Genomic DNA, 25,585 nt, shown 5'->3' on the forward strand with positions numbered 1-25,585 from the left:
GCCAGTCAACGCACGCTCGTCTCGGATGCTTCCGGCCACTTGAACGGCGGCAGATTCTGCGCGGATCAATGACCGGCAACGGCGCGCAGCGGAGCCGAGATGATCGTGATCGGCAGCTTGACCAGAGCTTCGAGCGAGTTCCGGGCGATCTCGTCCGTGCCGACCGAGGAGCGCTGGGCCGCCACGCCGCGTTCCAACACCTGATGGAGTTGCGGGGCAAGGACGGCCAGCTGTGCGAACTTCCCGTGATTGCTGGAATCCAGCACCTTCACATCCGTCATGTCGATGACGAGCGCGCCCAGTTCCGCCAGCTCCGCGGCATCAGCGTCGGCGCCGAGCCGGGTCTGCCCTCCCGCCAGGAAATTCGACAGGCCGAGCGCCTTGTCGTCCTTCGACAGCACGATGATGAAGGGCTTCTTCGGCTTGCCGAAGCGACGCATCTGCGCCTTGAACACGTCGATATCGATGTCCGGCGCCGCGAGGATCAACTGCCCGACCTTGGATGATTGCGGCAGGCCGCCGGCGATCTTGATCTGGCGCAAGGCCTCGACGGTTACCCAGTTCCCCATCGAATGGGCCAGGATGTTGACCTCGTCGGCATCGCTCGCGAAGACCAGCCGGATCGTCCGCTCGAGGTCGTCGCGCGCGGCCGTCGCGCTGTTGGTGTCGTAGACATATTGCGCGAGCTGCCCGCGCGAGGCCCAGGTGAAGAGGACGGGAACCGCAGGCATCTTCGCGTCGTGGACGATCTGGGCGAAGCGGTAGAGCCCCTCCGCGAACATGGTGTTGTAGCCGTGGACGAAGAGGAAGACGCGCCGCTGCCCCTTGGGCCGGGACGCCAGTTGCGCGTTCAGCGCCTGCACGAAGGCCTTGTCCCCGTCGAGATAGCTCGCCTGCCGCGCGACGAAGCTGGTTCCGGGATTGCCGGGTGCCGTCGAGGCCCACTCGATCTGGCCGGCCTCGTGATTGGGAGGAACCGAAACCGCGATCCTGGCGAAATCGAGCCGCTCTGCCCGCTCGCCATTGAACAAGGTCCCTGGCCGCTCATCCCGCTTGCGTGTCGTGGCGACGAGGATCGTGTGGGTTGCGGCACCGAGATACGCCACGGTGACCGGTGCGAGGAAACCTGTCTCGGGCCGCGCCCCACAGGCCGCGAGAGCGAGCGCTGCGGCGAACGACATGCCGAGCCCGAAGCGCTTGGCGGTGCTACAGCGTTTCCGCAACGCGCCCATTGCAGGCGCAACTCTCGAAGCCCTCATCGGCCAGCCCCCATTTCAGGATCCGCCGATGCGTCAGCGGCAGACCCTCCGGCCGTTCACGATAGCACAGCGAACCGGCACCGGCCGCACGACTACAGCACCCGCCGGCCTGACGACGACGGCGCCAGCAGGCCTGACCACGACTGCCCTTGGAACGGGTCGTCGTGCAACGACGGCCCCGTAGGGACCGGCGCATCCTGCCCGCACGACGCCGCGCGCGCAAACGACCGCATTCGCTTCGACCGGGATGGTGATCAATGCCAGTCCGAGCATGCCGGATGCCAGGATCAGGGACTTCATGGGCGTTTCTCCTGCTGCTGTTGATTATGCAGCCACCGTTGCGGCTGAGGAATGGGCCATCCCCGCCTCCGGAATCGGTGGCGTCGAGGATATCGCTTCCGCGTTGAGCCTACGGCTTCATCTTGATCCCGAGCTTGGCGCGCATGTCCTTGAACACGACGGCGATCGCCTCGATGACCTTCTTGTCCTGGTTGGCCTTGCAGTACTGGATGACCTCGTGCTCGGCCTCCTTCGCTCGCTTGACCTGGAGGAGATGCTTCTTGGCGAGGCCATTGTACCAGCCGCTATACCAGCTGGTCAGCATGTCGGCGTCTTCCTGGAAGGTGCCGGCGAGCTGGGCGCAGGTCAGCTTCTGGACGTCGATGTAGCCCTTGTCGTCGGCATAGGCGCTCAACGGGGTCTGAGCGCTCGCGGCTTGCAGCAACAGCAAGCTCAGGGCCGATGCGGCGAGGGCCTGGCGGATCATGATGTCGTCTCCATTTCTCGAATTCTGCGAACAAGCCGAAGGCGGCGCCTGCCTTCCCAAGAGAATGCAGGCGCCGAACCGTCAGGTGAGTTTCCGGGCCGCGGGAATCGTCCAGCTGCCGTTGATGATCGACGGATCCGTTTCATTCGGCCAATACATCCGCAGCATCAGGATGAAATCGCCGGCAGGCGCGGGAAGCCAGTTCGACTCCTTGTCCTTTCCGGGCGAATCCTTCTGGATGTAAAGGTCCGTCGAGCCGTCCGGATTGGTCTGCAGGTTTTGCCTCGCGCTGATGGAGTATCGGTTCAGCGGATTGTTCACGAAGAAGTACTTGTCGTCATACATCGTCAGCGACCAGAACCCCTCGGCCGGCGGCAGGTGCCCCTTGGGGAAGCGCATGACGTACTTGTTCGCTCCATTGTATTTGTGCCCCTCGGCATCCGCCTTCGAGGTCGGGTACACCGCATCCTGCGGGCGGTTGGCGCCGAGCCCGATCGCCGTGATCAGCGCCCGCATCAGGTAGTCAGTGCCGTAGATGCCGGTCTTCGTCGTGAACGCCCAGCCGTTCTGCTGCGTGATCGCCTTGTTGATCTTGAACTGGAGCATGATTCTGTCGAAGGCGATGTCCGGAATGCGCTTGGCGAAATCCGCCTTGAGCTTGCTCACGTCGAACGACTGGCCGGGGACGATGCCGATGCTGGCAAATCTCGCGAGCTGAGCGGCGTCCGCTTCGGAAGGCGGGTTCGTCTTCATCAGCTCGCAGAGCAAGGTGAAATAGGACACCGCGTCCATGCGGTTGACCTGATCGCGGACCGCCGTCTTCATGTCGATCGCCGGGTCGACCTTGCCGGCCGGCGGTGTGTAGGGCTTGCCATAGGCGCTCAGCGGCACGAGCTTGAACTCGTCCTGCAGCTTGTGTACGGCGGCATAGTCCTCCGGCGTGCCGGTGCAGTAGATGCGGCCGAGCAGCCAGACGATGTTGGTCGACGATTTATATTCCTTCACGCCCTCCGGCAGCGTGCCCTTCCAGCCGGGGCCGGTGATCGCATAGGTCTGCGCGCCGGTGCCGGTGGTACGCTTGCCCGGAACCTGGAACACCGTGGTCCAGCCGTCGAGCATCGGCAGCAGGAAATAGCGATCCTTCATATCCGGGACGCTCAGCACCCAGGGCTCCTTGCCGACATCGAAGAAGGCGGTCGTGTAGAGCGTGTCGGCGTTCGGCGCCGTGACGTCCTTGAACGAGGCGTCGGGATAGTTGCGCAGCTTGATGATCTGGCCCATCGGCGCCCGGGTGCCGACGGGCTCGGCGACATTGGTCATGATCCGACGGGTCATCTCCATCGTCACCAGCGGATAGCCGAAGATGTAGGCGTCGGTCGCGAGCCAGAACTCCTCGAGACCTTCGCCGAGGCCGAGAAATGCCCCCTGCTCGGCGAGCGCCGCCTTGCTCATCGCCGTGCTGGCGAGCAGGCTCATGCCGCCCAATGCGGCGGAGCGACGGGTGATCTTCATTTGTCAGCCTCCTCAATAGTATCGAGAGTGAAACACCGGCCTGAAGGCATCTTCCGCAGTGACGCCGCGGATCAGAAGCGCGCCGTCAGGCCCAGGACCGGCCCATGCGTCAGCATGTCGTACTCGTAATGCGACCTGCCGCGGCCTTTGGAGAAGTCGACATAGAGCGCCCGGTAGCCGAGCATGCCGCTCCAGGCGACGCTCTGGGTGCGGGCGAACTCCCAGTTGACGTAACCCATGGCTTGCCAGGAAAATTTGCTGCCGGCGCCGAAGCCGCCGACATCGCCGCGCAGCACCAGATCCGCCTGTGGCGTGAACCGGTGGCGCAGGCGCAGGCCGATCAGCGGATCGAGCCATGTTACGTCGCCGGAAGCTGCAAGAGCACGGCCCCGGGCGAAGGTGAGGTCGCCGATCGTAAGGCCTGCGGCCAGCCCGAGCTCTGCCTCGGCCTTCTGCCACCAGAAGCGCCCGCCGCCATAGAGATCGATCGCCGTTTCAGAGGCGCCCGCGCCCTGCCAGCGCACGAGTTCGTAACCCACGGCAGCTTCGGCGATGACCATCTCGAACTGGACCGTCGCGAAGGCGGCCAGTCCCCCGCCGACGAGGGGATGGACGCTGCGGGGACGGGCCGCGCCGCCATCCGCCCCGAGCTTCATGTAGGTCAGATCGGTCATCACGGCGAAGCGGCCGTTTCGGGCTTCGAAAGCGCCCATCAGGCCGAAGAGCTGCGCCGGGATCTTTCTGTCCAGGATGTCGCCGATACCGGCATTGATATCGGTCGTCCGGCCCTTGACCGTCGTCGACCCGTTGATCGCCGGCAGCCAGGCATAGGGCATAGCGACATAAGTCCAGCTCGGAACCTGTGGCAGCGGCGTTGCTGCGCGCGGCGGCAGGTCGGCTGCGAAGGACGTTGTCCCGATGCAGATCGCAGCGACGGCAAGGGAGCAGCGCATTCCATGCGCGCTTGGCCTCTTCTCCGCCTCTCGGCGAAGATTCGAAAGGCTAGTGCCGGGCGAACTCGCAATGATCGTGCAAGCCGTCCAAATGCGTTCCGACGCCCAAGCGCGCGCGCTCTTCATCATGCCCCCACAGCACAGCCTGGTCGATCAGCGTCGGCAGCGACATCCAGACGACGGAGGCTCTCGCTGTACTTTTCGCGCCAGTTCGCAAGACGTGTCTTGCCATTTCGCGCCAAGGCGGCCGTTTAGTGAGGGCTGCCGGCGCTCGCTTGTCCGTCGCGAGGTACAGCGGCGCGGCCGCGCTGCCGCCGATAGGTGGCAGGTTGAATCTTCATCAGGCGCATGAAGGTGCGGCTGAAGCTGCTGGGGCCGGCATAGCCGAGGCGCATGGCGATCTGCGATATGCGCTCGCTGGACTGGGTCAGAAGGCGACAGGCCGTGTCGAGGCGCACCTGCGCGACCAGCTCGCTGTAGCTCGTGCCCATTTCGGCAAGATGTCGCTGCAGCGAACGAGCACTCACGCGCAGCTGCCTTGCGGTTTCCTAAAGAGATGCGCCATCGTGTTGCAGCGACGCCGCGATCACGGTTTGCACTGCCTCTCGGGAGGGCATGTCAATGAGCTTCATCGCCTAATCGCAGCAATAGGGAGCTTTGGACCCCGTTCGAACGGCGACGCCATTCAAGAGCTGAAAACGGCCGCCGTCTGGCCATCAGACGCCAGAATCGAATCGGGGCCCCCATCGTTTGGGTTGCAGAACACAGCGCCTGCACCGTACGTGATCGAAAGCCTGCGGCCTCTGTAGCGTTAGTGACGTGGCGCTCCCGGAGGATGCCGAGGTCGGAACGACAGTCCATTTCCACAGCCGGGGGGCAAGCATTGTGGGCGCAATTCCTCTAACCCGTTGCCAATTCCTCATTCCCTTCACCGTGATTCATGACGAGGCCGGAGCCGCGACGGCGCCGCTTCTGGCCAAGTTCCGGCTCCCGACCTCCCTAGAGGAAAAGGCCAACGACTTCGTACCGCTGCTGCGGGCCGTCGACTTCGCGGAGGCCGTTCAGAGGTCGCAGGGAATCCCGGATATCGGATTTCAGGCATCGCGGCAGCTGCAGTTCTGTCACCTCAGCGACAAGCTCCGGGCCGTGATCGGCTGCGCTCCGACGCTGCTCATCGCGCTGAAACAGACCTGCAAATGGGCGAGCCTCGAAGACAATGTTCTGAGCATGTGGCTCGAGCGCTCGGATGACCATGTGAAGATATGCAGCCTCCTCCTCGGCACGGCCGGCATCGCGCATCTCGAGCACTCGCAGTGGCTCCAAAACATCTTTCCCATTCATATCGTCCGTCAGTTCGCCGGGCCAAACTGGGTGCCGGCGACGATAGCATTCGAGGCGCGGTACGCACCGAGCCCGCAGACCCAGTCCTCCTGGCCGACTACCCGCTTCCTGTCGGGTCAGCGGGCGTCCTGGATCGAAGTGCCGATTTCGCTCCTGAGCCTTCCCAATCTGAAGAGCCATCTGCCGGGTTCACCGCCCGTCGACCAAGCTGAGCCATCCAGCGCCGACTTGATCGGCGCGCTCAGATTGATGCTGCCCTCCTATCTTGACGAAGGAGCGCCGACTGTCGCGGACATTGCCGAAATGGCCGGCATCAGCGTCAGGAGCCTTCAGCGGAAGCTCACGGACGCCGGGCTGTCCTATTCCGATCTTCTCGGTGCAGCCCGGTTCGACAAGGCCGCGCGGCTCCTGCGCGGAACAGATGCCAAGATCATCGAGGTCGCGTTCGCCTGCGGCTACGCGGACCCGGCACATTTCACGCGCGCCTTCCGCCGGATCTCGGGGGTTACGCCACGGCATTTCAGAAGCCAGTTGCAGTTGCGATAGAGCCTGTTCATCGACGCGGCTTGAATCAGGTTTCTGTTGGTTTGGCGCGAAATGGCAATTCTTCGTGCGGATCACCCGATAGAACAGCACCAGGCGATTGACGACCGCATATCGACCGGGGCACGCGATGCCCCGCATGCGAAGCCAGATTTGAAGGCGAGTGCGAATGGCATCGAGCACATGCCAGCGCAGGGCCATATGGGGGGAAGCCGAGTGAAGCAGCGGAACAAGTCGCAGATGGCCGTAGTGGTCGGGATGCTGGTTCTCTTTCTGGGCCTTACGCTTGAGCATAGCGTCGCTCATGCCCAATCCCGCCCCTCCGGCGCGCCGAGCGCTACTCTTCGCATCAGGCAGCTCCAGGTTGCTTTCATCGGCTCCGGAGCCATCGGCGGCGGGACGCTCCGCTTCCGCGGCGGCAGCTACGACCTCACCGTCGGTGGCCTCGGCTTTGGCGGCATCGGAGCGTCGCGGCTCACGGCGACCGGATCGGTTTATGGGCTGAGCCGGGTCGAGGATATCGCAGGCGCCTATGTCCAGATCCGCGAGGGTTGGGCGATCGGCGCCCAAGGTCGCGGCACGCTTTGGCTGCGCAACGCCAAGGGCGTGACGATGCGTCTCGCGACGCAAAGAAAAGGCTTGCAGCTTTCATTGGGCGCCGATGGCGTCCTGATCGGCTTCAAGCAGTAGACCCGTTCCAGTCCTCCAGGTCAGAAAGCGATGCCATGAACGCCGCGGTGAATCCGGCAGCGCCCGGCCACCTGCCGAGCTTTATTACGCAGCCGGGCGGGGCCGACTACCTGATGGTCGTCGTCGCCATCATCTTGGTCGGCGCGGTCCTGGGCGTCGGGCTGCTCTTCCTGCGCCTTCACACACTGCCCGAACGGATGGCCCACAAGGCGCACAAGCTGCAGTTCGAGATCGTCGCCGTTCTCGGGCTGCTCGCTCTCTTCACGCATATCCACCTGTTCTGGGTCGCCGGTCTGCTGCTCGCGCTGATCGATCTTCCAGATTTTTCAGGAACGTTCAGCCGGATGGCGGGCTCGCTGGAGAAGATCGCCGGCATCAGGCCTAACCAGGGTGGGCAGGCGGCGGAGCTCGCCACGGCGGGGCCGAGAGAGGAGGCGCCAGCCGCTCCGGACGGCGCCACCCGCCCCGTCACGAGCAGCGAAGAGACCAACCATGCTTGAACTCCTCGTCTGTGCGCTCTTCACCATCCTTCCCGACTATCTCTATCGCCGCTACGGCCAGGGCAAACGCTTCGGCCGCGAGATCACGCTCTTTTCGGTCTGGTTCGAGCTGCGCTGGGGCATCGTCACCTGCGTGATGCTGACGGTCGGCCTGATCACCGTGATCTTCTACAATCATCCCTCGACGACCAGTGCCGCGGCCTTCTTCCGGACGGTTCCGATCGTGCCGGAGATCAATGGCCGTGTCGCGAAGGTCCATGTCGGCTTCAGCCAAGCCGTCACCAAGGGCACGCCGATCTTCACGCTCGATAGCAGCACCCAGGAAGCGGCCGCGGAGACGGCTCGCCGCAAGATTGCCGAGGTCGACGCCGCGCTGGTGGTCGCAAAGGCCGATATTCTGGCCAATGAAGGCAAGATTCAGGAGGCGAGAAGCGCGCTGCAGCAGGCGCAGGACGAACTGCAGACGAAGCTTGAGCTGAGGCGCCGTAACGACGCTGTCGTCGCAGCTCGCGAGATCGAGAGATTGGAGAACCTCGTTGCCGGACGGGAGGCGGCCGTCCAGGCGGCGACCGCCGGCAAGGATGCCGCCCAGGCGAGGATCACCGCGCAGCTTCCCGCCGAGCGCGCCAGTGCCGCCGCCGCGCTCGCCCAGGCCGAGGTCGAACTGCAGAAGACAGTGGTGCGCGCCGGGTTCAACGGGCGCGTCGAACAGTTCACGTTAAGGGTCGGCGATATCGTGAACCCCTTCATGCGCCCCGCCGGAATCATCATCCCGGAAGAGGCAGGGCGAGGCAGGTTGCAGGCCGGTTTCAACCAGATCGAGGCGCAAGTGATCAAGGTCGGCATGGTTGCCGAAGTCACCTGCATCTCGAAGCCCTGGACGGTCATTCCGATGGTGGTGACGGGCGTGCAGGACTTCATCGCCGCCGGCCAGATCAGGAGCGGCGAGCAGCTGATCGACGCCCAGCAGGTGGTGCGGCCCGGAACGATCCTCGCCTTTCTCGAACCGCTTTACCATGGCGGCCTCGACGGCGTGACGCCCGGCAGCAGCTGCATCGCCAATGCCTACAGCAGTAACCACGACCTCATCGCCGCGAAGGAGACGGGCACATTCCGGCGCATCGCCTTGCATGCGGTCGACGCGGTCGGCCTGGTCCATGCCATGCTTCTGCGCATCCAGGCATTGGTGCTGCCGATCAAGACGCTAGTCTTCAGCGGCCATTGATGATGCCCGTTCGACGACACGTCGAGGGACAAGTCGTCGAACGGAAACTGCAAAATCTCCAGATGGATCGGGGTCATCCTCCGCGCCCCCGTTCCTGGCCTCTGGCACAAAGCGAAACACGGGAGTGCCCACGCATTCACTCGCCGGGCATGAAGCGAATGGAAAGAATCCTGGCGCGATTTCGGTTCATGCCAATCGCCCTGCTGTTGGCCGCCGCTCTCACATGTCCGGTAGCCGGTTGGGGACAGGCACCTGCCGAGCCGCCGTCCGAGAAGACGAAGCAGCTTGTCGCCTTGTTGAACGACCCGGAGATTCTCGCCTGGCTCAAGAAAGGCCCTGCGCCTGCGTTTGAGCCGGCGCCTTCTCCCGCCGACATGCTCGCGGCCTGGGAGGCGGCTCTCCGTCGGCACATCAGCGGGCTCGCAGATGCCGTGCCGCGCGCAGCGCCCGAACTGGCGAGCGCCGCCGATACCCTCATGCGCGATGTGAATGGCGGCCGGCCAGGGCTGGTGGCCCTCATTCTCGCCGCGTCGATCATGGTGGGGCTGGGCGTGGAATGGCTCGTACGGCGAACGCTTGCAAAGCGCGCCGCGGCGGGAGACGGCGCGCCGAAGCCCGCTATGGCCATGGTGATGACCGACCTGGCGGCCTTGCTGGCATTCGCGCTGGCCAGTCTTGGTGCGTTCCTGGCTTTCGAATGGCCGCCGCTGTTACATAGGGTCGTCCTGACGCTGCTGATCGCGGTGATCGCATTTCGAGTTGTGAGAGCTCTCTGCAAGCCTGCGGCAACGCCTTGCGAAAGAGCGTCCGGGACCGCTCATGCGGCGGGAAGCGGCGCAGACCCTGACGCGGGGCCTGTCGCGAGCGATCACGCCTCGGCGCGATTCCGGCACCGCCGCATCAGCCTCATGGCCGGCATCACGCTGTTCGGCTGGGCGGCCGTCAGCTCCCTGCAATCTCTGGGCGTATCTTCGGACGTCGCCGAGCTGGTCGCATATCTATGGGGGCTCGGCCTGCTGGCGGCGGCCATCGAAGCGGTCTGGCGGCATCCCGGCGAAGCGGCCTCACGATCGGGCCGGATTTCGCTCACGCTCTTCCTGACCATCCTCTGGCTGCTATGGGCCGCGGGAATGCTGGGCCTGCTGTGGCTCGGCATCTACGCCTTGCTCTTGCCCGGCCTTCTGCGAGGAGCCGGCCGGCTGGCTCAGGACGCCGCCAGCAGCTACAGGCCCTCCGGGGCGCCCGGCATTGTCTACAACATTCTCGTCGCCAGAGGGATCAGGGCCCTGGTGCTCGCAGCGGCCGTCGCCTGGCTGGCCTATCTGTGGCGCTTCAGCGCTGGCGGTCTGGCCGGCGGCGAGTTCGGCGCCAGGCTTGTCGGCGGCTTGCTCAACGGCATCATCATCCTCGTCATGGCAGATCTGGCCTGGCAGCTTGCGAAGGAATTGATCGCGTATCGCCTGAAAGCGGCCGAGCAGGCCGGCGGCGGGGAACAGGCTATCCAATCCGGCAGATTGCACACGCTGCTGCCGATACTGCGCAATGCGCTGGCGGTTTCGATCGTCGTCATCGCCGGACTGACGATCCTCTCCGGCATGGGCGTTCAAATCCTGCCGCTGATAGCGGGTGCCGGCGTCGTCGGCGTGGCGATCGGCTTCGGTTCCCAGACGCTGGTCAAGGACATCCTGAGCGGCGTGTTCTACATGCTCGATGACGCATTTCGGGTCGGAGAATACATCCAGTCAGGATCCTACAAGGGAACCGTGGAGTCCTTCAGCCTGCGCTCGATAAGGCTGCGGCATCATCGCGGACCTGTCTATACCGTCCCGTTCGGCCAACTCGGCGCCATCCAGAACATGAGTCGCGACTGGGTCATCGAGAAGATGACGGTCGGCGTCACCTATGATTCGGACATCGACCTCGCACGCAAGCTCATCAAGACAATCGGCCAGGAGCTAGCGGCGGACCCCGAATTCTCTGCGGATATCATTGAGCCGCTCAAGATGCAGGGCATCGAGAACTTCGGGGAGTATGCCATCGTCCTGCGCATGAAGCTCATGACCAAGCCGGGAACGCAGTTCACGATCAAGCGGCGGGCTCACATGATGATCAAGCAGGCCTTCGAAGCCAATGGTGTCAAGATCGCGTTCCCCACGGTCCGCGTCGAAGGCAGTGGCGAAGCCGCGGCTGCAGCGGCGCATCAGATATTGGAGGCGCAGCGGCAAGAACCCATGGCATCAAGCTAGGCAGAGATCGTCGCGAGCCTGGATGCCCACTGAGGCGTTCGACCCGAAACAGGAACCTTTCAGGATAGTGCGAGCGCGCACAGGCTGCCTGCGCCGACGCTTCGAGCACATGGAAATAGATGCCAAGGCCATGCTGCTCCGCATCGATCGTGGGCGCCGGCCAGGTCTCGTCGCTGCCCATTGCTGCCCGGCGGGTCATAGGCGAAGGAGCTCCCGGATGCTCGGCATAGTCGGCGCTTAGGCGCGCCATCAGCGCGACCGTCCCGGCCAGTGGCAGGTAGCCGGGCCTGCCGCGCCGATTAGAACCTGCACATCCGCTGAGAGGTGAGGAACGCTGCCTCGTCGGCTGGCGGACAGGAGCTGCATGCGGAACGTTGTAAGGGACGCCATCCAGACGCTTGGGATTGGCGCCGGGCAAGCTAATTCCATATCAGCTATGTGAAATCCTTTTCTTTCGGGCAGACGCCCACTTGCGCCACTCAGCTGACATTCAGCCACCTCCAGGAAGCAGACGTTCAGCCCCCGAAACTCGACCTCGCAGCTATGAGCGAGGATGCCTTCACTTGCGCCGCTAGAAATATTTCGATAAGTCTCGACATATGGAAAATGAACAGGTCATCCTCGCGCTGGCAGCCTTGGCGCAGAGCACGCGGCTCGATGTATTCCGCATTCTTGTGAGCGCCGAGCCGGAGGGATTGGCGGCAGGCGAGATCGCGCGGCGCCTCGACGTCCCCCACAACACGATGTCATCGCATCTCGGCATCCTCAGCCGGGCTGGCCTCATACGCTCAGAGAGGTTCAGCCGCTCAATCGTCTATCGAGCCGATCTCAATGCCCTAAGGTCAGTTGTCGCCTTCCTGCTCAAGGATTGCTGCGGCGGGCGACCAGAGATCTGCGCACCGCTGATGGCCGAACTGAGCCCGTGCTGCCAACCGAAGGCAACCGCCAATGTCTGAGCCGATCGACGTAATCATCTATCACAACCCAGCCTGCGGAACCTCGCGGAACACGCTCGGGCTGATCCGTAACGCTGGGGTCGAGCCGCACATCATCGAATATCTCAAGACCCCGCCCAACCGCACCTTGCTGAAGCAGCTTCTCGATCGCGCCGGCATGAGCGTCCGGGAAATCCTCCGCGAGAAGGGCACGCCTTTCGCCGAACTCGGCCTCGGCGATCCGAGCATGAGCGACGAATCTCTCTTCGACGCCATCGAGGCGCACCCGATCCTGATGAACCGACCGCTAGTGGTCTCTCCGAAAGGCGTGAAGCTCTGCCGCCCATCCGAAGCCGTTCTGTCGCTCCTGCCGCCGCAACGCGGCGAGTTTCGCAAGGAGGACGGCGAACTCGTCGTCGACGCGGCCGGTCGGCCCGCAGCTCTCGCCTGAGGTCAGCATGTCCACTTTCGAACGTTATCTGACCGTCTGGGTCGGACTGTGCATCGTGGTCGGCATCGCACTGGGCCATGTCATGCCCGGCGTCTTCCAGGCCGTCGGCGCCGCCGAGATCGCCAAGGTCAATCTGCCCGTCGCCGTGCTGATCTGGCTGATGGTCATCCCCATGCTGCTGAAGATCGACTTCGCCGCGCTGAGTCAGGTCGGCAAGCACTGGCGCGGGATTGGCGTGACCCTGTTCATCAACTGGGCGGTGAAGCCTTTCTCGATGGCGGCACTGGGGTGGATCTTCATCGCCTGGCTGTTCCGGCCGTGGCTGCCCGCTGACCAGATCGACAGCTACATCGCCGGGCTCATCATCCTGGCGGCGGCGCCCTGCACCGCGATGGTCTTCGTCTGGTCGAATCTGACGAAGGGCGAGCCGCACTTCACGCTCAGCCAGGTCGCACTAAATGACGCCATCATGGTCGTCGCCTTCGCCCCGATTGTCGGCCTGCTGCTCGGCCTGTCCGCGATCACCGTGCCATGGGGAACGCTCGTACTCTCGGTCGTCCTCTACATCGTCATTCCCGTGATCGTCGCGCAACTCGTCCGCAGCCGCGTTCTGGCGAAGGGCGGGCAGGCTGCGCTCGATCGACTGCTCGGCCGACTGGGACCTGTTTCGCTTGTGGCCCTGCTCGCCACCCTCGTCCTGCTCTTCGGCTTCCAGGGCGAGCAGATCCTCGCCCAGCCGATGGTGATCGCGCTCCTGGCGGTGCCGATCCTGATCCAGGTCTACCTGAATGCCGGGCTGGCCTACGTCCTGAACCGGGTCGCAGGCGAGCAGCATTGCGTCGCGGGGCCGTCTGCCCTGATCGGCGCCTCAAACTTCTTCGAACTTGCCGTCGCCGCCGCGATCAGCCTGTTCGGTTTTCACTCCGGAGCGGCGCTCGCGACCGTTGTCGGCGTGCTGATCGAGGTCCCGGTTATGCTCACCGTCGTCTGGATCGTGAACCGATCGAAGGGCTGGTACGAGCGCGGTAACGGCGTCCGGAAGGTTCAAGCTCCAGAATAATTCGGTGATCATGGAAATAGCGCTTGACCGCCCACTGACGGTATGAATTTATATTTCCATGGATATCGAAACAGCAGCGGCGCAGCTTGAGGCACTCGGCAACCAGACGCGTCTAGAGGTCTATCGGGTTCTCGTCCGTGCCGGGCATGAGGGCCTTCCGGTCGCGCAGGTGCAGGAGCGTCTCGGCATTCCGGCCTCGACGTTGTCCCACCACCTTCAGCGCCTGATCCGCAACGGCCTCGTCTCGCAAGAGCGGCAGGCGACGACGCTGATCTGTCGTGCTGTCTACCCGGCGATGGATGCGCTGCTCGGCTTTCTTTCCGACGAATGCTGCATCGAAGAAGCCTGTTCCGCATCATCCGGGAAGGCCGCCTGAGCGGTTTTTGATTTGCCTTTTAATTCCATGATTCCAGCAGGAGCGGAGGATGCCGCGATGAATGAGCTTCCCGTCGTCGTGATCGGCGCTGGTCCCGTCGGCCTTGCCGCCGCGGCCAATCTCATCGCGCGTCGAATGGCCGTGAAGGTCTACGAAGCCGGGGAATCCGTCGGCGCCAACATCTGCGACTGGGGCCATGTTCGCCTATTCTCGCCGTGGGAGTTCAACGTGGACCCGGCGAGCAGAAAGCTGCTCGAGGCCGCGGGTTGGGCCGAGCCGGACAAGCAGGGCTATCCGACGGGACACGAACTGGTCGATCGCTACCTCGCTCCCTTGGCGGGAACGGCCGAGCTCGCCCCGGTCATCGAATACGGCGCCCACGTCATGGCGATCGGGCGCCGCGGCATCGACAAGGTGGTGAGCCGGGATCGCGAACTTCACCCGTTCCAGCTCATCATTCGCGACCGGGACGGGGGCACGCGCCGCGTGCTGGCCCGCGCAGTCATCGACGCTTCTGGAACCTGGACCACTCCAAACCCGGCTGGAGCGGGCGGCATGCCCGTCGATGGGGAGGAGGCGTATGCGGAGCGGATCGCCTACGGTATCCCGGACGTGCTCGATGCCGACCGCGAGACGTATGCGGGACGCACGACGCTCGTGCTCGGCGCCGGGCATTCCGCCGCGAACGTCCTGCTCGACCTTACCGAGTTGGCCGAGCAGGACGGCGCAACGAAAGCGATCTGGGTGACGCGCGGGCGCGACCTGTCCCGGGTCTATGGCGGTGGCGCGAATGATCAGCTCGCCGGGCGCGGCGACCTCGGGACGCGGCTGCGTCAGGTTGTCGATAGCGGCTTGATCGAACTCGTCCGCGGCTTCGCCCTTGCAGGCTTCCGGCAGGAAGGTGGAAGCCTGCTGGTCCACGGCGAGACACCGGAAGGAGGTCGCACGGTCGGCCCGGTTGACCGGATCGTCGCCTGCACGGGACAGCGCCCGGATCTCAGCCTGACCCGAGAGCTTCGCGTCGAGCTGGATCCCTGGCTCGAGAGCACCCGCATGCTCGGGCCGATGATCGATCCCAACCTGCATTCCTGCGGGTCGGTGCCGCCGCATGGACATCGCGAACTGTCGCATCACGAGCCGGACTTCTACACGGTCGGGATCAAGAGCTACGGGCGTGCGCCGACCTTCCTGATGCTCACGGGCTTCGAACAGGTCAGATCGGTCGTCGCCGCCATCGCCGGTGACATGGTGGCGGCAGACGACATCAAACTGGTTCTCCCGGAGACGGGCGTGTGCACGACAGCGCCGGTAGGCGCGTCGTCATGCTGTGGTGGCCCCGCGCCGGACCCCGTCGCGGCCTGTTGCGCCGATGACGCCCGTGCGAAGGCCGATGGTCAGGTCGGCTGCGGTTGCGGCCCCGCCAAGCTCCCGGAACCCGTAACGACCTCCTCCTGCTGCGGCAAGGTCGCGTGACTGATCGAAACCGGCTGACGGTGATCTCGGCTCTGGGCGTGGTTCAAATCCTCGCCTGGGGTTCCTCCTACTATCTCCCGGCGGTTCTCGCGGCCCCCATCGCTGCCGATACGGGATGGCCGTTGCCCTGGATCGTCGGCGCGCTTTCGGTCGGCCTGCTAACGGCGGGCGCCGTTGCGCCCTATGTCGGCCGCGCCATCGGCGAGACGGGCGGGCGACCGGTTCTGGCGGCGGCGGCAATCCTCCTGGCCGCCGGGCAATTCACCCTGGGCATCGCCCCGAATCTGCCGGTCTTCGTGTTCGGCTGGATCGTTCTCGGGGCGGGGATGGCCGCAGGTCTGTACGATGCGGCGTTCTCGACGCTTGGGCGTCTTTACGGCGGCGCTGCGCGGTCGGCGATCACGATGCTGACCCTATGGGGCGGATTCGCCAGCACCGTGTGCTGGCCGTTGTCGGCCTACCTCGTTGCGCATCTCGGATGGCGAGGAACCTGCTTCGTCTATGCAGCCATCCAGCTTCTGATCTCGCTTCCGCTCGTGTTGACGATCCTGCCGCGCGTCCCGCCGGAGCTGCCAACGCTGACGACGGGGACTTCCGGGGCGGCATCGAACCTGCTCCCGGCGGAGCGTCGCGCTTTCCAACTTCTCTCCGGCATCGTCGTCATCGGTGGTGCGATCGGCGCCATCGTCGGCGTTCACCTGCTGACGTTGCTCCAAGGACAAGGAAATGGTCTCGCGGCGGCCGTGGCTCTGGGCGCACTTGTCGGTCCCGCGCAGGTCGGCGGACGGGTGATCGAGATGGCTGGCGGAGCCCGGCATCATCCGCTCTGGACCATGCGTGCCGCGCTTGGGCTGATTGCCCTCGGATTGGGACTGATGGCACTTGATGTCGGCCCGATCGGGCTTGCGATCATCCTCTACGGGGCAGGCAACGGCGTTTTCTCGATTGCTAAGGGTACGCTTCCGCTGGCCCAGTTCGGCCCTCAGCGCTACGCGGCGCTGATCGGAAGGCTGGCGCGGCCGAGCCTCATCGCACAAGCGATCGCACCGACCGCAGGCGCCTTGCTGCTCGATCGCATGGGCTCGGTACCGATGTTCGGCGCGCTACTGTCCCTCGCGCTACTCAATGTCGTGCTCGTTGCCGGGCTCTGGCTCGAGCGACGCAACTGGCCTCATGCGACCGGCCAATGACAACTTCCGTAAGCGCTCAGGCGGGTGGCGATGGCTGGCCGCAGTCTCAGGAAGGAGACTGGCTTTCAGTTTAGAAAGATTCTAAATGATGGCCATCAACATCCGGTGACACCACGATGCCATCTCTCTTTCCGATCTTCCGCTCCAGCCGCCGCCGGTTCGACGATCTGGGTCCACAGGAAATCCTGTCGCTCGCCATTCTGTCGGAAGAGGAGGATGGGCGGATCTATGCGGCCTATGCGGCGAACCTGCGCGAGGCCTATCCAACTTCGGCAGCGATGTTCGACACGATGGCTGCCGAGGAAGACGAGCATCGCCGCACCCTGCTTGATCTCTATGTGAGCAAGTTCGGACCAACGCTTGTTCCGATCAGGCGCGAGCACGTCGAAGGCTTTTATGCGCGGCGGCCTCTCTGGCTAGCGAAGACCTTGCCGCTGGAGCGCGCGCGCGCCGAGGCGGCGGACATGGAACGACAGGCCGAGACGTTCTATCGGCTCGCCGCCTCGCGCAGCACGGACGCAGCGACGCGCAAGCTTCTCGGAGACCTCGCGGTTGCCGAGGCGGCGCATGAGCGCCGCGCGGTCGCGCTTGAAGATGGTTTGTCAACCGGCGATGATGGCCGGCAGGAAGAAGAGACCGCGAAGCGCCAGTTCGTCCTGACCTGGGTCCAGCCGGGGCTGGCAGGCTTGATGGACGGCTCGGTTTCGACGCTGGCGCCCATCTTCGCGACGGCTTTCGCGACGCAGAACTCCTGGACGACGTTTCTGATCGGGCTGTCGGCGTCGATCGGCGCAGGCATATCGATGGGCTTCACCGAAGCGGCCCATGACGACGGCAAGCTGTCGGGACGTGGGGCCCCGTGGAAGCGAGGGCTAGCCTCAGGCTTCATGACGGCGCTCGGTGGGCTCGGGCATGCGCTGCCCTATCTCATCCCGCATTTCTGGACAGCGACGGTCATCGCCCTTTGCGTCGTTTTCGTCGAGCTCTGGGCCATCGTCTGGATCCAGAACCGCTACATGGAGACGCCCATCGGACGCGCCATGTTCCAGATCGTTCTCGGCGGCCTTCTCGTCCTGGCCACGGGCATTCTGATCGGCGGCGCTTGAACTGCAGAAGGATAAAACGATGGCTTTCGTCCAAACCCCAGCCCGCTACGACAATATCAGCATCCGCTTTCACTGGTTGACCGCGGTCCTGATAGCGCTGCTATGGCTCATGGCTCAGAGTGAAGCGGTCCTGCCCAGGGAGTGGCGGCACGGTATGTGGTCCGTCCATATCACGCTCGGAGGCCTGCTCATCGTCGTCTATGCGGGTCGGCTCCTTTGGCGCCTGACAAAAGGATCCAGGCCCGCCGCGGTCAGTTCCGGCATCTTGCGAGCGATGGAGCATATTGTTCACGCCCTTCTTTATGCGCTCATCGCGGCGACGCTGATCGTGGGGCTTGCCAATGTCTGCGCGCGTGGCTGGGACCTGTTCGGCCTTGTCCAGATCCCCGCATTCACCGCCGACGACCGCGCACTGCGCCGCTCGATCAATGGCTGGCACGAACTCGCGGCTAACTGCCTCGTGGCCGTTGCCCTCGCTCATGCCGGTGCGGCGCTTTTCCACCAATTTGTACTCAAAGATGGGGCTCTGTCTCGCATGTCTCCATGGCGGTAACAACGGGTCGTCCCGGTAACATTCGGATCGCGACCGACTCTTGTGATGACGACATACGCCAACTCCAGACATTAGGCGGTTGGCAGGAACTGCAAGGCAGCTATCCACGGCGGCACGATCAGGCCCAAACTTTCCTCCAGCGTTCATTTCGAACGGCCTGTAGAGGGCGCACAATGTCATCATCATTCTGCTCGACGATGTCGGCTTTCAGCGGGAATATCTACTTGCACCACTAGGCGCAGCCCATCCAATATGGTCGTGTCGAAAGGGGAAATTGGAACCTTGGATTGGAGCGTGCCGTAGGGTCGGAATCCGCGGCTACATTTCGTCAATGACCGCCGGTAGGTTCTTCATAATCACATAGATAGCTACCGTCAGGATGAGCGCGGCGAAGATGCGGTTCAGCGTGGCCTTGCCCGCGGAGAGACGCGTCGCCAGCAGCATGCCGAGAATGCCGCCCAAGACACCGCCCGAGATGAACTCCGCTGCGACGACCCAGTCGACCTGGCCGCCTCGAGCGTAATTCAAGGCCGTCGCCAACCCGAAGGTGCCGACCGCCAGCAGCGAGGAGCCGATGGCGTTGATCATCGGCATGCCGGTGGCGAAGATCAGCGCCGGCACGATGAGGAAGCCGCCGCCGATACCAAAGAAGCCAGAGGCTCCGCCCGTCGCCAATGCCGCGGTGGCCGTAAGCGCACACATCCGTCGATCGACCGGCCGCTCGCCCCCGCGGACGACGCTGCGCGGCCGCAGCATCAGCAGCCCGACGACGACCATCAGTGCGCCGAAGATCAGGAGAAGGCGCGCTCCGTCGATGACGAGGCCGAGGCTGGAACCAAGAAGGGCGCCGAGCGATCCGATAGCCGCGAAGACGGCCGCGCAGAGCCAGCGCACATGACCCTTCCGGGCATGGGCGAGCAGGTTGGCATAGGCATTGATCGAAACCGCCAGCGCGCCGGTGCCGATCGCGGCATGCGGGCTGGCGACGCCGACGACATAGAGGAGCAGCGGCGTGGCCAAGATCGAGCCGCCGCCGCCGACCAGGCCGAGGCTGAAGCCGACGAGGCCGCCGGAAGCGAGCGCGGGAACCAGGGTCGAGGTCATCGCGGCAGCATTTCCGCGATCACACGGTCATGCAGCATCATCCCTGCCGCCATCGCCGCGACGAACAGGAAGACCGGGACGAGCCCCATCGAGAGGCCTGAGACCGCGGGGCCCGGGCAGAAGCCGGCGAGCCCCCATCCGGCTCCGAATAACGCCGAGCCGGCCAGCAGCCGCCCATCGATCTCCGCCTTCTCCGGCAGGTGAAAGCTGTCGTCGAGCAAGGGGCGCCGCAGACGGCGTTGCAGCATGACGCCGGGCACCGCCACGAGCACCGCGCCGCCGAGCACGAAGGCCAGGCTCGGGTCCCAATGCCCGCTGGCGAGGTTGAGGAAGCCGAGCACGCGCGCCGGATCGAGCATTCCGGAGAGCGACAGGCCGAAGCCGAAGAGAGCGCCGGCCAAGAGCGCCACGACGATACGTAGGGATGCGAGACGGTTCACCGCAGGAACTCCATCAGCGTCGCCACCGCGACCCCTGCGAGGAGGAAGGTCACGGTCGCAGCGAAGGAACGTTTCGAAAAGCGGGCGAGGCCTAGGATGCCGTGGCCCGAAGTACAGCCCGAGCTAATGCGCGTGCCGATGCCGACGGCGAGCCCGGCCACGACGACCAGTGTGCCGGAGGTGGCGATGGTCACGGCCGGGAAGCTCCCGAAGGCCAGCATGTAGAGCGGCGGGCCGCTTAGGAGCCCGATGACGAAAGCCGCATTCAGCGGGATCTGCACACCGCCGAGTAAGCGGCCAACGATGCCGCTGATGCCGGCGATCCGCCCATCGAGCAGCAGCAGCGCGACGGCCGAGAGGCCGAGCAACATGCCGCCGATCAGGGAAGGCCAATAGGCACTCATGGGTGCTGCTCCGGTTCGCAGAAGATGGCGTAAAGGGCTTCGATCAGACGCGCGGCCTTCTCTTCGCTCAGGTGGTAGAAGATCTGCTTGGCGTCGCGGCGCGTGGTGACGACGCCTGCATCTCGCAGCGCGCCGAGCTGTTGCGACAGCGTCGGCTGACGGATGCCCAGCCGCTCCTCGAGTTCGCCAACGGCGTATTCGCCCTCGGCAAGGGCGCAGGCGAGCCTCAGACGGGCCGGGTGCGACAACGTCTTGAGCAGGGCGGCGACCTCGCCAGCACGCGCCTCCATCTCTGCCGGAGGCATGGCGTGGGCCGTCTTGACCTGCGTCGTCTTGGCGTCCATCACCACGCAGCCCCCACGAGCGCATCGAGCGGGAATTTGAGATAGCGCCTGCCGTTGGCTTCAGGCTCCGGCAGCCGGCCTCCGCGGATGTTCACCTGCAGCGCATGCAGGATCAGCTTCGGCATCGGCAGAGTTCGGTCGCGCGCCTCCCGCAACGCGACGAAGCGCTCCTCCGTCATGCCGGCGAGATGCGGGTTTGCGCGCTTCTGCTCGCCCACCGTGCTCTCCCATTTGGCGGCGCGCCCGCCGGGCTCGTAGTCGTGCCCGGTGAACAGGCGCGTATCATCCGGCAAGGCCAGGATCGCCTGGATCGATGCCCAAAGAGCCTTTGCGCTGCCGCCCGGGAAATCCGCTCGCGCCGTGCCGGAATCCGGCATGAAGATCGTGTCGTGCACGAAGGCCGCATCGCCGATGACGTAAGTCACGGAGGCAAGGGTGTGGCCGGGCGAGAACATCACGCGCCCGGTGAGCTCACCCACCTTGAAGCTGTCGCCCTCGGCGAAGAGCCGGTCCCATTGCGAGCCGTCGGTTGCCAGCTCCGGCCAGTTGTAGAGGCCCTGCCAGAGCTTCTGGACATCCGTGACGCGCGCTCCGATGGCCGTCTGGGCGCCTGTCTTCTGCTTGAGATAGTGAGCGGCTGAGAAGTGATCGGCGTGAGGATGGGTGTCGAGGATCCACTCGACTGTGAACCCCTCGCGCGCCACATAGGCGAGAATCTCGTCGGCCTGATGCGTGGCGGTCGCTCCGGACTTCTCATCGAACTCATAGACCGGATCGATGATCGCGCAGCGCATCGTCTTCGGATCGGCGACGACATACTGGACGCTGCCGGTCCGCGGCTCGTGGAAGCCCTTTACCAGCGGCGCCCGGGCCGCATTGCGGGCGAGCCACTGCACCGCGCCTGAGAGATCGAAGCCGTGGGCCCGGCCGAAGGCCTCGACGTCGCCGGGCTTCATCCGCCCCGCCAGCACCTCGCCGAGCACGTGAAGAGTCAGGGACCGCGTGCCGCTGCGGCAATGGGCGTAGACCGGCCCTTTCGCCCCGGAGACCGCCTCTTGAAATGAGCGGATATCGGCCTCGGTGATCGTCGCCGCCGTTACGGGGATGAAGCGATAGGCAAGGCCCGGCCGCTCCAGGGCTGCCTTCTCGGCAGCGTTGCCGGGCTGCCCTGGCTCTTCACCGTCGGGTCGATTGTTGATGACGGTGGCGAAGCCAGCGGCCGCCAGCGCGGCCAGCGCCTCCTGGCGCGGCTGGCAGGCTACCGTCAGCCGGTCGTCGATCTTCACGCTGGTCATCGCAGGCATCCTCTCAGAACCATACATTATACGTTATCATATAATGTATAATGATCGATGCAAGCGGCGTTTTGCAGTTGGCCAAAGGCTCCGGCTGGGCTGGTCATCCCGAAGGTGCTGCTGCCTGTATGGGGCAGGCTCGGATTGCCCTTGCGCGGAAGGGCAAGAGGCCGGCTTCGGCGTCCGGCTCCGGATCGGCTGGCCAGCTTGATTTCGCATTCGCCCGCGCCGGGGGCGATAAACTGTCCCGATGGTTGCGCAACGGGAGTCACGCTATATATTAGAATTATTCCAAACAGCTCCACACATGACGCCGGCTGGCACTGATCGCGCACTGGAGGGGCAGTTGCAGCGTTTCCTATCGAACCTGTCGGTTGCTTTGACCGCGGCAACGGTGACCGGCCTTGCCTTGGCGGTCGCAGGCAAATGGCTTCTCGCTGGCCAGATCGGCTCGCTGGCCTTCCTTGCCGGCACCACCATCGCCTACCTGGCGGGGGGCATGCCGGCCGGCTGGCGCGCGCTGGGCGAACTGTGGTGCGACCACATCCTCGACATCGATCTTCTGATGATCGTCGCAGCCCTCGCGGCAGCAGCCGTAGGCGCCTCGCTTGAGGGCGCGGTCCTGCTGACGCTGTTCAGCCTGTCGACGACACTCGAAGAGAGAGCGATGGGTCGTGCCCGGCGCGCCATCGAGGCTTTGATGGCCCTGCGGCCGGAAACAGCGTTCCGCAAGACAGCCGATGGCGAGGTCGAGGAAGTGCCCGCGGCCGATCTTCATGTCGACGACATCGTGATCCTTCGCCCCGGGTCACGGGTTCCTGCGGACGGCGTGGTCCTCTCCGGCAGGGGCTCGCTCGACGAATCCACGATCACCGGCGAGTCGATGCCGGTCGGCAAGGAGCCGGGCCAGCCGCTTTTCGAGGCGACGGTCAATCTCGACGGCGTTCTGGAGGTGCGTGTCACGAAAACGCTTGAGCAGAGCACGGTCGCCCGGATGATCGCGCTCGTCACGGACGCGCAGGCGGCGAAAGCACCCTCCGAACGATTCAGCGCATGGTTCGGACAACGATACACGGTCGCGGTGCTCGTCGGGTCCGTGGCGGCGCTCGGCGTCTTTCTCTGGCTCGGAAACAGCTGGGAGATTGCTTTGTATCGTGCTGCGACCATGCTGGTGGCGGCCAGCCCTTGCGCGATCGTCATCTCTGTGCCGGCCGCCATCCTTTCGGCTCTCTCGGCGGCGGCCCGCGGCGGCGTCCTCTTCAAGGGCGGCGCGGCGATCGAGACCTTGGCCGGCGTCAAGACATTCGCATTCGACAAGACCGGGACGTTGACGGCTGGGAGAGCCACCGTCACCGATGTCGTCACCCTCGACGGCAACGAGAGCGATTTCCTGTCGACGCTGGCCAGCCTCGAAGCCCAATCCGAACATCACATCGCGAATGCCCTGCGGCGCGAAGTCATGCGGCGTGGACTGCCCATGCGCGAGGTGCGGAATGTCAAAGCGCTTCCCAGCTTGGGAATTGCGGGGGAAGACGATGCCGGTCCGCTCTGGGCGGGGAACCGCCGCATGACCGAAGCCACGGGCGCATCCGTCGACCACGAGGCCCTGAAGGCGATTCAAAGCGCGGCGGAGACCGTGGTCTATCTCGGCCGTGGCAACCGCGTCCTCGGCGCTGTCAGCGTCGCGGACATGCCGCGTGAAACCTCAGCCGCGGCGCTCGTGGCGCTGCGGCGGAGCGGCGTCGAAACGATTCTCATGATGACGGGCGACCGGCGCCCGGTGGCGTTGCGGATCGGCTCGGAACTGGGTCTCCGCGACGATGAGATCCACTCAGAGATGCTGCCTGAGGACAAGGTCAGACTGGTCGCCGAAGCAGCGAGGCAAGACAAGATCGCGTTCGTCGGCGACGGCGTTAACGATGCGGCGGCCTTGGCGCGTGCCGATGTCGGCATCGCCATGGGGGCGGCCGGTTCAGAGGTAGCCCTCCAGGCGGCCGACGTAGCGCTGCTTTCGGAGGATATGGGGCGGCTTGCGGCGGCGCACAGGCTCTCGCGGCGCACCGCGTGGATCATTCGCCAGAACCTGATCTTCGCGATCGGCGCGATGCTGCTTCTCGTGACCAGCGCTGTCTTTTTTGACCTTCCCCTGCCGCTTGCAGTGCTCGGCCATGAGGGTGGGACGGTTCTCGTCGTCCTAAATGGCTTGCGGCTTCTGGGCGACCCCATTCGCGACGTGCCGCGGTCCGGCTCGCATCCGATTGGCGGCTAACCGGAGGCTGCTCCGGACCCCGCGGCACCCGGTATTCGCACCACTCCGATAAAGAATGCAGATCGAGAGTCGGCTGCCGCGACCGTGTTCGATCAGCATGATCTGCGCGAGCAGCGACTGATGGCAATTTGGTGGACTCTCGCTGTTCAGCTTGCAAACCGGGCAAAAGCCAACGTGGGCTGCACACTCTTTCCGAATTCAACGGGCCTGAAGCTGACCTTGCCAACGGCGGGAACGGGCCCGCCCATGCTGCGCGCCATATGCCAAAATGAATCGCCCAGATGCAGACATCCTCGATGTCCGGAAAGGGCCAATTTGGTAAGTTGGGTCCTAATCGATACGGGCCTTCGCGCTATGCGAAGGCCTACTCACTTGCAGCGTCACGCTGAACCTAAATCGGGGAGGGGGCTAAGGAATTGGACCGCCGAGGGTCCAGCGCCGGCCAGGCCGGCGACGGGAAGCGACAACCTCGGCAGCAAGCTATGATCGGAATGCCTTAGAATCATATTGGACGCCCGGCTCAGGCCGGGCGTCCAGAGGCAGATTGCGGAACTCGACCGACAATCGCGGCAACACTATGCCTCTCTCTTCAGTAACTGAAGAGAGAGGCATAGTGTTTCCGCAACAGAAACCCTAAGTTATTGAAATCATTTGATTGGGATTATTGGATTCCAGGATTAAAGTTCCGCAATCAGAGGGATAGTACTTCCGCAAACTTAGACGATCGCTTAGCCCAAAACACAAAAAACCCGGCCGTTGAGGCCGGGTTGAAATCCTAGCGAACCTGGATTCGATTAGATGCCGGGCGGAATAGCGGCTCGCTCGTAAAACGACGCACCAACCTGATTTGGCGGCCAAGCTGGCTCAACACCGCGCATTGCCAATTCCCGCTTCAACGCGGGCATATGCTGTCCGCGACTGCGGGCAAGCTCATGGAGCGATGCATATTGCGCTTTGAACCTTTCAATGGATTTGCGTTGAACGGCGATATAGGGACATCGATTGATCGGGTTGATCCGGCTCTCAGTCGCGAGCAGCTGGCGCTCTACGAGCACGCTGACAACCCTATCGGTGGATCGAAGTAAGTCTGCAGCCTGACGCATTGTAAGATTGTCACCGTATTCACCGTGCGTAAGCCGTTTGATCTCGGACACATCGACCAAAATGGAATGGTATCCGGTTGCCGCGGTCCACGAGCCTACCCACCCCAACTGGTGATCGAGTATCAGTTTTACAATCTCCATCGCCGAGCAGCAGGCGCGCTTCGCCGCCGCCGAGATGGTCATCTGGGGCCCCTCAGGTTCTTTAACCCACACAGCGTTGGCGGACAGGCGCCTTATGAATTCGTCAAGCTCGCGGCGGTCGTAGCGCTGATCGCCAAGCTCGAGGCGTTCATGCCCTTCCACGGGCTGGATGATTCCATGTTCTGCCAGGAGCTTGGTGTGCACGCGCCCGGCATTGATGTAGGTCTCAGCCTGCTTCAGCGTGATGACGTTCTGGAGCATCTCGATGATCGGCTCACCTGCTGACAGGCGGAAGGTCACCAAGTT

At 64.2% G+C, this 25,585-nt stretch carries 25 protein-coding genes and 1 pseudogene; 14 read left to right on the forward strand and 12 right to left on the reverse strand.

Annotated features, from left to right (window positions below):
* Positions 1-65: 65 nt before the first annotated feature.
* The 6 genes from AC3WMA_RS24065 to AC3WMA_RS24090 form a co-directional block, all read right to left on the reverse strand.
* On the reverse strand, positions 66-1,181 hold the full coding sequence (locus AC3WMA_RS24065) for an alpha/beta hydrolase (RefSeq protein WP_492287791.1): 1,116 nt from the start codon (positions 1,179-1,181) through the stop codon (positions 66-68).
* Positions 1,182-1,292: 111 nt separating this feature from the next.
* A complete protein-coding gene (locus AC3WMA_RS24070; RefSeq protein ID WP_257735742.1) occupies positions 1,293-1,559 on the reverse strand; it encodes a hypothetical protein in 267 nt (88 codons plus the stop codon).
* A gap of 109 nt (positions 1,560-1,668) precedes the next feature.
* On the reverse strand, positions 1,669-2,025 hold the full coding sequence (locus tag AC3WMA_RS24075; protein WP_257735743.1) for an HdeA/HdeB family chaperone: 357 nt from the start codon (positions 2,023-2,025) through the stop codon (positions 1,669-1,671).
* 81 nt (positions 2,026-2,106) lie between these two features.
* Entirely contained in the window at positions 2,107-3,537 is a 1,431-nt protein-coding gene (locus AC3WMA_RS24080) for a DUF1254 domain-containing protein (protein WP_492287792.1), read from the reverse strand.
* Between the two features lie 71 nt (positions 3,538-3,608).
* Positions 3,609-4,490 carry a hypothetical protein gene (locus AC3WMA_RS24085; RefSeq protein WP_257735745.1) on the reverse strand — a complete coding sequence of 294 codons (882 nt, stop codon included), beginning with the start codon at positions 4,488-4,490 and terminating at the stop codon, positions 3,609-3,611.
* 251 nt (positions 4,491-4,741) lie between these two features.
* Complete coding sequence (locus tag AC3WMA_RS24090) at positions 4,742-5,023, reverse strand: helix-turn-helix transcriptional regulator (RefSeq protein ID WP_492287808.1); 282 nt, start codon at positions 5,021-5,023, stop codon at positions 4,742-4,744.
* A gap of 286 nt (positions 5,024-5,309) precedes the next feature.
* Here AC3WMA_RS24090 and AC3WMA_RS24095 point away from each other — a divergent pair, with 286 nt between their 5' ends.
* The 13 genes from AC3WMA_RS24095 to AC3WMA_RS24155 all read left to right on the forward strand — a co-directional run bounded on the left by AC3WMA_RS24095 (position 5,310) and on the right by AC3WMA_RS24155 (position 18,179).
* Entirely contained in the window at positions 5,310-6,377 is a 1,068-nt protein-coding gene (locus tag AC3WMA_RS24095; protein ID WP_492287793.1) for a helix-turn-helix domain-containing protein, read from the forward strand.
* Between the two features lie 51 nt (positions 6,378-6,428).
* Positions 6,429-7,064 (forward strand): hypothetical protein, encoded by a 636-nt coding sequence (locus AC3WMA_RS24100; protein WP_257735748.1) that lies wholly within the window; start codon positions 6,429-6,431, stop codon positions 7,062-7,064.
* A 35-nt stretch (positions 7,065-7,099) separates the two neighbouring features.
* Entirely contained in the window at positions 7,100-7,564 is a 465-nt protein-coding gene (locus AC3WMA_RS24105; RefSeq protein ID WP_257735749.1) for a hypothetical protein, read from the forward strand.
* A complete protein-coding gene (locus AC3WMA_RS24110) occupies positions 7,557-8,789 on the forward strand; it encodes an HlyD family secretion protein (protein ID WP_492287794.1) in 1,233 nt (410 codons plus the stop codon). The genes AC3WMA_RS24105 and AC3WMA_RS24110 overlap by 8 nt, the downstream gene beginning before the upstream one ends.
* Before the next feature lie 188 nt (positions 8,790-8,977).
* Positions 8,978-11,035: a mechanosensitive ion channel family protein gene (locus tag AC3WMA_RS24115; RefSeq protein ID WP_492287795.1), complete on the forward strand. Its 2,058-nt coding sequence runs from the start codon at positions 8,978-8,980 to the stop codon at positions 11,033-11,035.
* A gap of 599 nt (positions 11,036-11,634) precedes the next feature.
* A complete protein-coding gene (locus tag AC3WMA_RS24120; RefSeq protein WP_492287796.1) occupies positions 11,635-11,991 on the forward strand; it encodes an ArsR/SmtB family transcription factor in 357 nt (118 codons plus the stop codon).
* A 4-nt stretch (positions 11,992-11,995) separates the two neighbouring features.
* Positions 11,996-12,421, forward strand: a complete 426-nt coding sequence (gene arsC, locus AC3WMA_RS24125; protein ID WP_492287809.1) for an arsenate reductase (glutaredoxin) — start codon at positions 11,996-11,998, stop codon at positions 12,419-12,421.
* 7 nt (positions 12,422-12,428) lie between these two features.
* A complete protein-coding gene (arsB, locus tag AC3WMA_RS24130) occupies positions 12,429-13,481 on the forward strand; it encodes an ACR3 family arsenite efflux transporter (RefSeq protein ID WP_257735562.1) in 1,053 nt (350 codons plus the stop codon).
* Positions 13,482-13,539: 58 nt separating this feature from the next.
* On the forward strand, positions 13,540-13,857 hold the full coding sequence (locus tag AC3WMA_RS24135; protein ID WP_492287797.1) for an ArsR/SmtB family transcription factor: 318 nt from the start codon (positions 13,540-13,542) through the stop codon (positions 13,855-13,857).
* A gap of 57 nt (positions 13,858-13,914) precedes the next feature.
* Positions 13,915-15,330, forward strand: a complete 1,416-nt coding sequence (locus AC3WMA_RS24140) for an NAD(P)-binding protein (protein ID WP_492287798.1) — start codon at positions 13,915-13,917, stop codon at positions 15,328-15,330.
* Positions 15,327-16,520, forward strand: coding sequence for an MFS transporter (locus AC3WMA_RS24145; RefSeq protein ID WP_492287810.1), 1,194 nt, complete (start codon positions 15,327-15,329; stop codon positions 16,518-16,520). Before AC3WMA_RS24140 ends, AC3WMA_RS24145 begins: the two co-directional genes overlap by 4 nt.
* A gap of 116 nt (positions 16,521-16,636) precedes the next feature.
* Positions 16,637-17,626 (forward strand): iron exporter MbfA, encoded by a 990-nt coding sequence (gene mbfA, locus AC3WMA_RS24150; protein WP_492287799.1) that lies wholly within the window; start codon positions 16,637-16,639, stop codon positions 17,624-17,626.
* A gap of 19 nt (positions 17,627-17,645) precedes the next feature.
* Positions 17,646-18,179, forward strand: a complete 534-nt coding sequence (locus AC3WMA_RS24155; RefSeq protein WP_492287800.1) for a cytochrome b — start codon at positions 17,646-17,648, stop codon at positions 18,177-18,179.
* 318 nt (positions 18,180-18,497) lie between these two features.
* Here the strand turns inward: AC3WMA_RS24155 and AC3WMA_RS24160 are convergent, their stop codons facing one another.
* Genes AC3WMA_RS24160 through blh form a run of 5 tightly spaced genes read right to left on the reverse strand, consistent with a single transcriptional unit; the run spans position 18,498 to position 21,766 of the window.
* Complete coding sequence (locus AC3WMA_RS24160) at positions 18,498-19,283, reverse strand: sulfite exporter TauE/SafE family protein (protein ID WP_492287801.1); 786 nt, start codon at positions 19,281-19,283, stop codon at positions 18,498-18,500.
* Positions 19,280-19,723, reverse strand: coding sequence for a DUF6691 family protein (locus AC3WMA_RS24165; RefSeq protein ID WP_492287802.1), 444 nt, complete (start codon positions 19,721-19,723; stop codon positions 19,280-19,282). The genes AC3WMA_RS24160 and AC3WMA_RS24165 overlap by 4 nt, the downstream gene beginning before the upstream one ends.
* Entirely contained in the window at positions 19,720-20,127 is a 408-nt protein-coding gene (locus tag AC3WMA_RS24170; protein WP_492287803.1) for a YeeE/YedE family protein, read from the reverse strand. Before AC3WMA_RS24170 ends, AC3WMA_RS24165 begins: the two co-directional genes overlap by 4 nt.
* Entirely contained in the window at positions 20,124-20,471 is a 348-nt protein-coding gene (bigR, locus tag AC3WMA_RS24175; protein WP_492287804.1) for a sulfite-sensing transcriptional repressor BigR, read from the reverse strand. Before bigR ends, AC3WMA_RS24170 begins: the two co-directional genes overlap by 4 nt.
* Complete coding sequence (blh, locus tag AC3WMA_RS24180) at positions 20,471-21,766, reverse strand: bifunctional sulfur transferase/dioxygenase Blh (protein ID WP_492287805.1); 1,296 nt, start codon at positions 21,764-21,766, stop codon at positions 20,471-20,473. Before blh ends, bigR begins: the two co-directional genes overlap by 1 nt.
* A 307-nt stretch (positions 21,767-22,073) precedes the next feature.
* Here blh and AC3WMA_RS24185 point away from each other — a divergent pair, with 307 nt between their 5' ends.
* Positions 22,074-24,035, forward strand: coding sequence for a heavy metal translocating P-type ATPase (locus AC3WMA_RS24185; protein ID WP_492287806.1), 1,962 nt, complete (start codon positions 22,074-22,076; stop codon positions 24,033-24,035).
* A gap of 794 nt (positions 24,036-24,829) precedes the next feature.
* Here the strand turns inward: AC3WMA_RS24185 and AC3WMA_RS24190 are convergent.
* A pseudogene (locus AC3WMA_RS24190) lies at positions 24,830-25,585 on the reverse strand (hypothetical protein); the annotation flags it as partial.

The sequence above is a fragment of the Allobosea sp. FW305-C-101 genome (genome assembly GCF_058783685.1).

Bases quoted from the DNA above. Each gene is read 5' to 3' on its own strand.
- arsB (WP_257735562.1), top strand. From the start codon at position 12,429: ATGTCCACTTTCGAACGTTATCTGACCGTCTGGGTCGGACTGTGCATC.
- AC3WMA_RS24070 (WP_257735742.1), bottom strand. From the start codon at position 1,559: ATGAAGTCCCTGATCCTGGCATCCGGCATGCTCGGACTGGCATTGATC.
- AC3WMA_RS24085 (WP_257735745.1), bottom strand. From the start codon at position 4,490: ATGCGCTGCTCCCTTGCCGTCGCTGCGATCTGCATCGGGACAACGTCC.
- AC3WMA_RS24065 (WP_492287791.1), bottom strand. From the start codon at position 1,181: ATGTCGTTCGCCGCAGCGCTCGCTCTCGCGGCCTGTGGGGCGCGGCCC.
- AC3WMA_RS24120 (WP_492287796.1), top strand. From the start codon at position 11,635: ATGGAAAATGAACAGGTCATCCTCGCGCTGGCAGCCTTGGCGCAGAGC.
- AC3WMA_RS24160 (WP_492287801.1), bottom strand. From the start codon at position 19,283: ATGACCTCGACCCTGGTTCCCGCGCTCGCTTCCGGCGGCCTCGTCGGC.
- AC3WMA_RS24110 (WP_492287794.1), top strand. From the start codon at position 7,557: ATGCTTGAACTCCTCGTCTGTGCGCTCTTCACCATCCTTCCCGACTAT.
- blh (WP_492287805.1), bottom strand. From the start codon at position 21,766: ATGACCAGCGTGAAGATCGACGACCGGCTGACGGTAGCCTGCCAGCCG.
- AC3WMA_RS24115 (WP_492287795.1), top strand. From the start codon at position 8,978: ATGCCAATCGCCCTGCTGTTGGCCGCCGCTCTCACATGTCCGGTAGCC.
- AC3WMA_RS24185 (WP_492287806.1), top strand. From the start codon at position 22,074: ATGACGCCGGCTGGCACTGATCGCGCACTGGAGGGGCAGTTGCAGCGT.
- AC3WMA_RS24155 (WP_492287800.1), top strand. From the start codon at position 17,646: ATGGCTTTCGTCCAAACCCCAGCCCGCTACGACAATATCAGCATCCGC.
- AC3WMA_RS24105 (WP_257735749.1), top strand. From the start codon at position 7,100: ATGAACGCCGCGGTGAATCCGGCAGCGCCCGGCCACCTGCCGAGCTTT.
- AC3WMA_RS24100 (WP_257735748.1), top strand. From the start codon at position 6,429: ATGGCAATTCTTCGTGCGGATCACCCGATAGAACAGCACCAGGCGATT.
- AC3WMA_RS24140 (WP_492287798.1), top strand. From the start codon at position 13,915: ATGAATGAGCTTCCCGTCGTCGTGATCGGCGCTGGTCCCGTCGGCCTT.
- AC3WMA_RS24080 (WP_492287792.1), bottom strand. From the start codon at position 3,537: ATGAAGATCACCCGTCGCTCCGCCGCATTGGGCGGCATGAGCCTGCTC.
- AC3WMA_RS24135 (WP_492287797.1), top strand. From the start codon at position 13,540: ATGGATATCGAAACAGCAGCGGCGCAGCTTGAGGCACTCGGCAACCAG.
- mbfA (WP_492287799.1), top strand. From the start codon at position 16,637: ATGCCATCTCTCTTTCCGATCTTCCGCTCCAGCCGCCGCCGGTTCGAC.
- AC3WMA_RS24075 (WP_257735743.1), bottom strand. From the start codon at position 2,025: ATGATCCGCCAGGCCCTCGCCGCATCGGCCCTGAGCTTGCTGTTGCTG.
- bigR (WP_492287804.1), bottom strand. From the start codon at position 20,471: ATGGACGCCAAGACGACGCAGGTCAAGACGGCCCACGCCATGCCTCCG.
- AC3WMA_RS24170 (WP_492287803.1), bottom strand. From the start codon at position 20,127: ATGAGTGCCTATTGGCCTTCCCTGATCGGCGGCATGTTGCTCGGCCTC.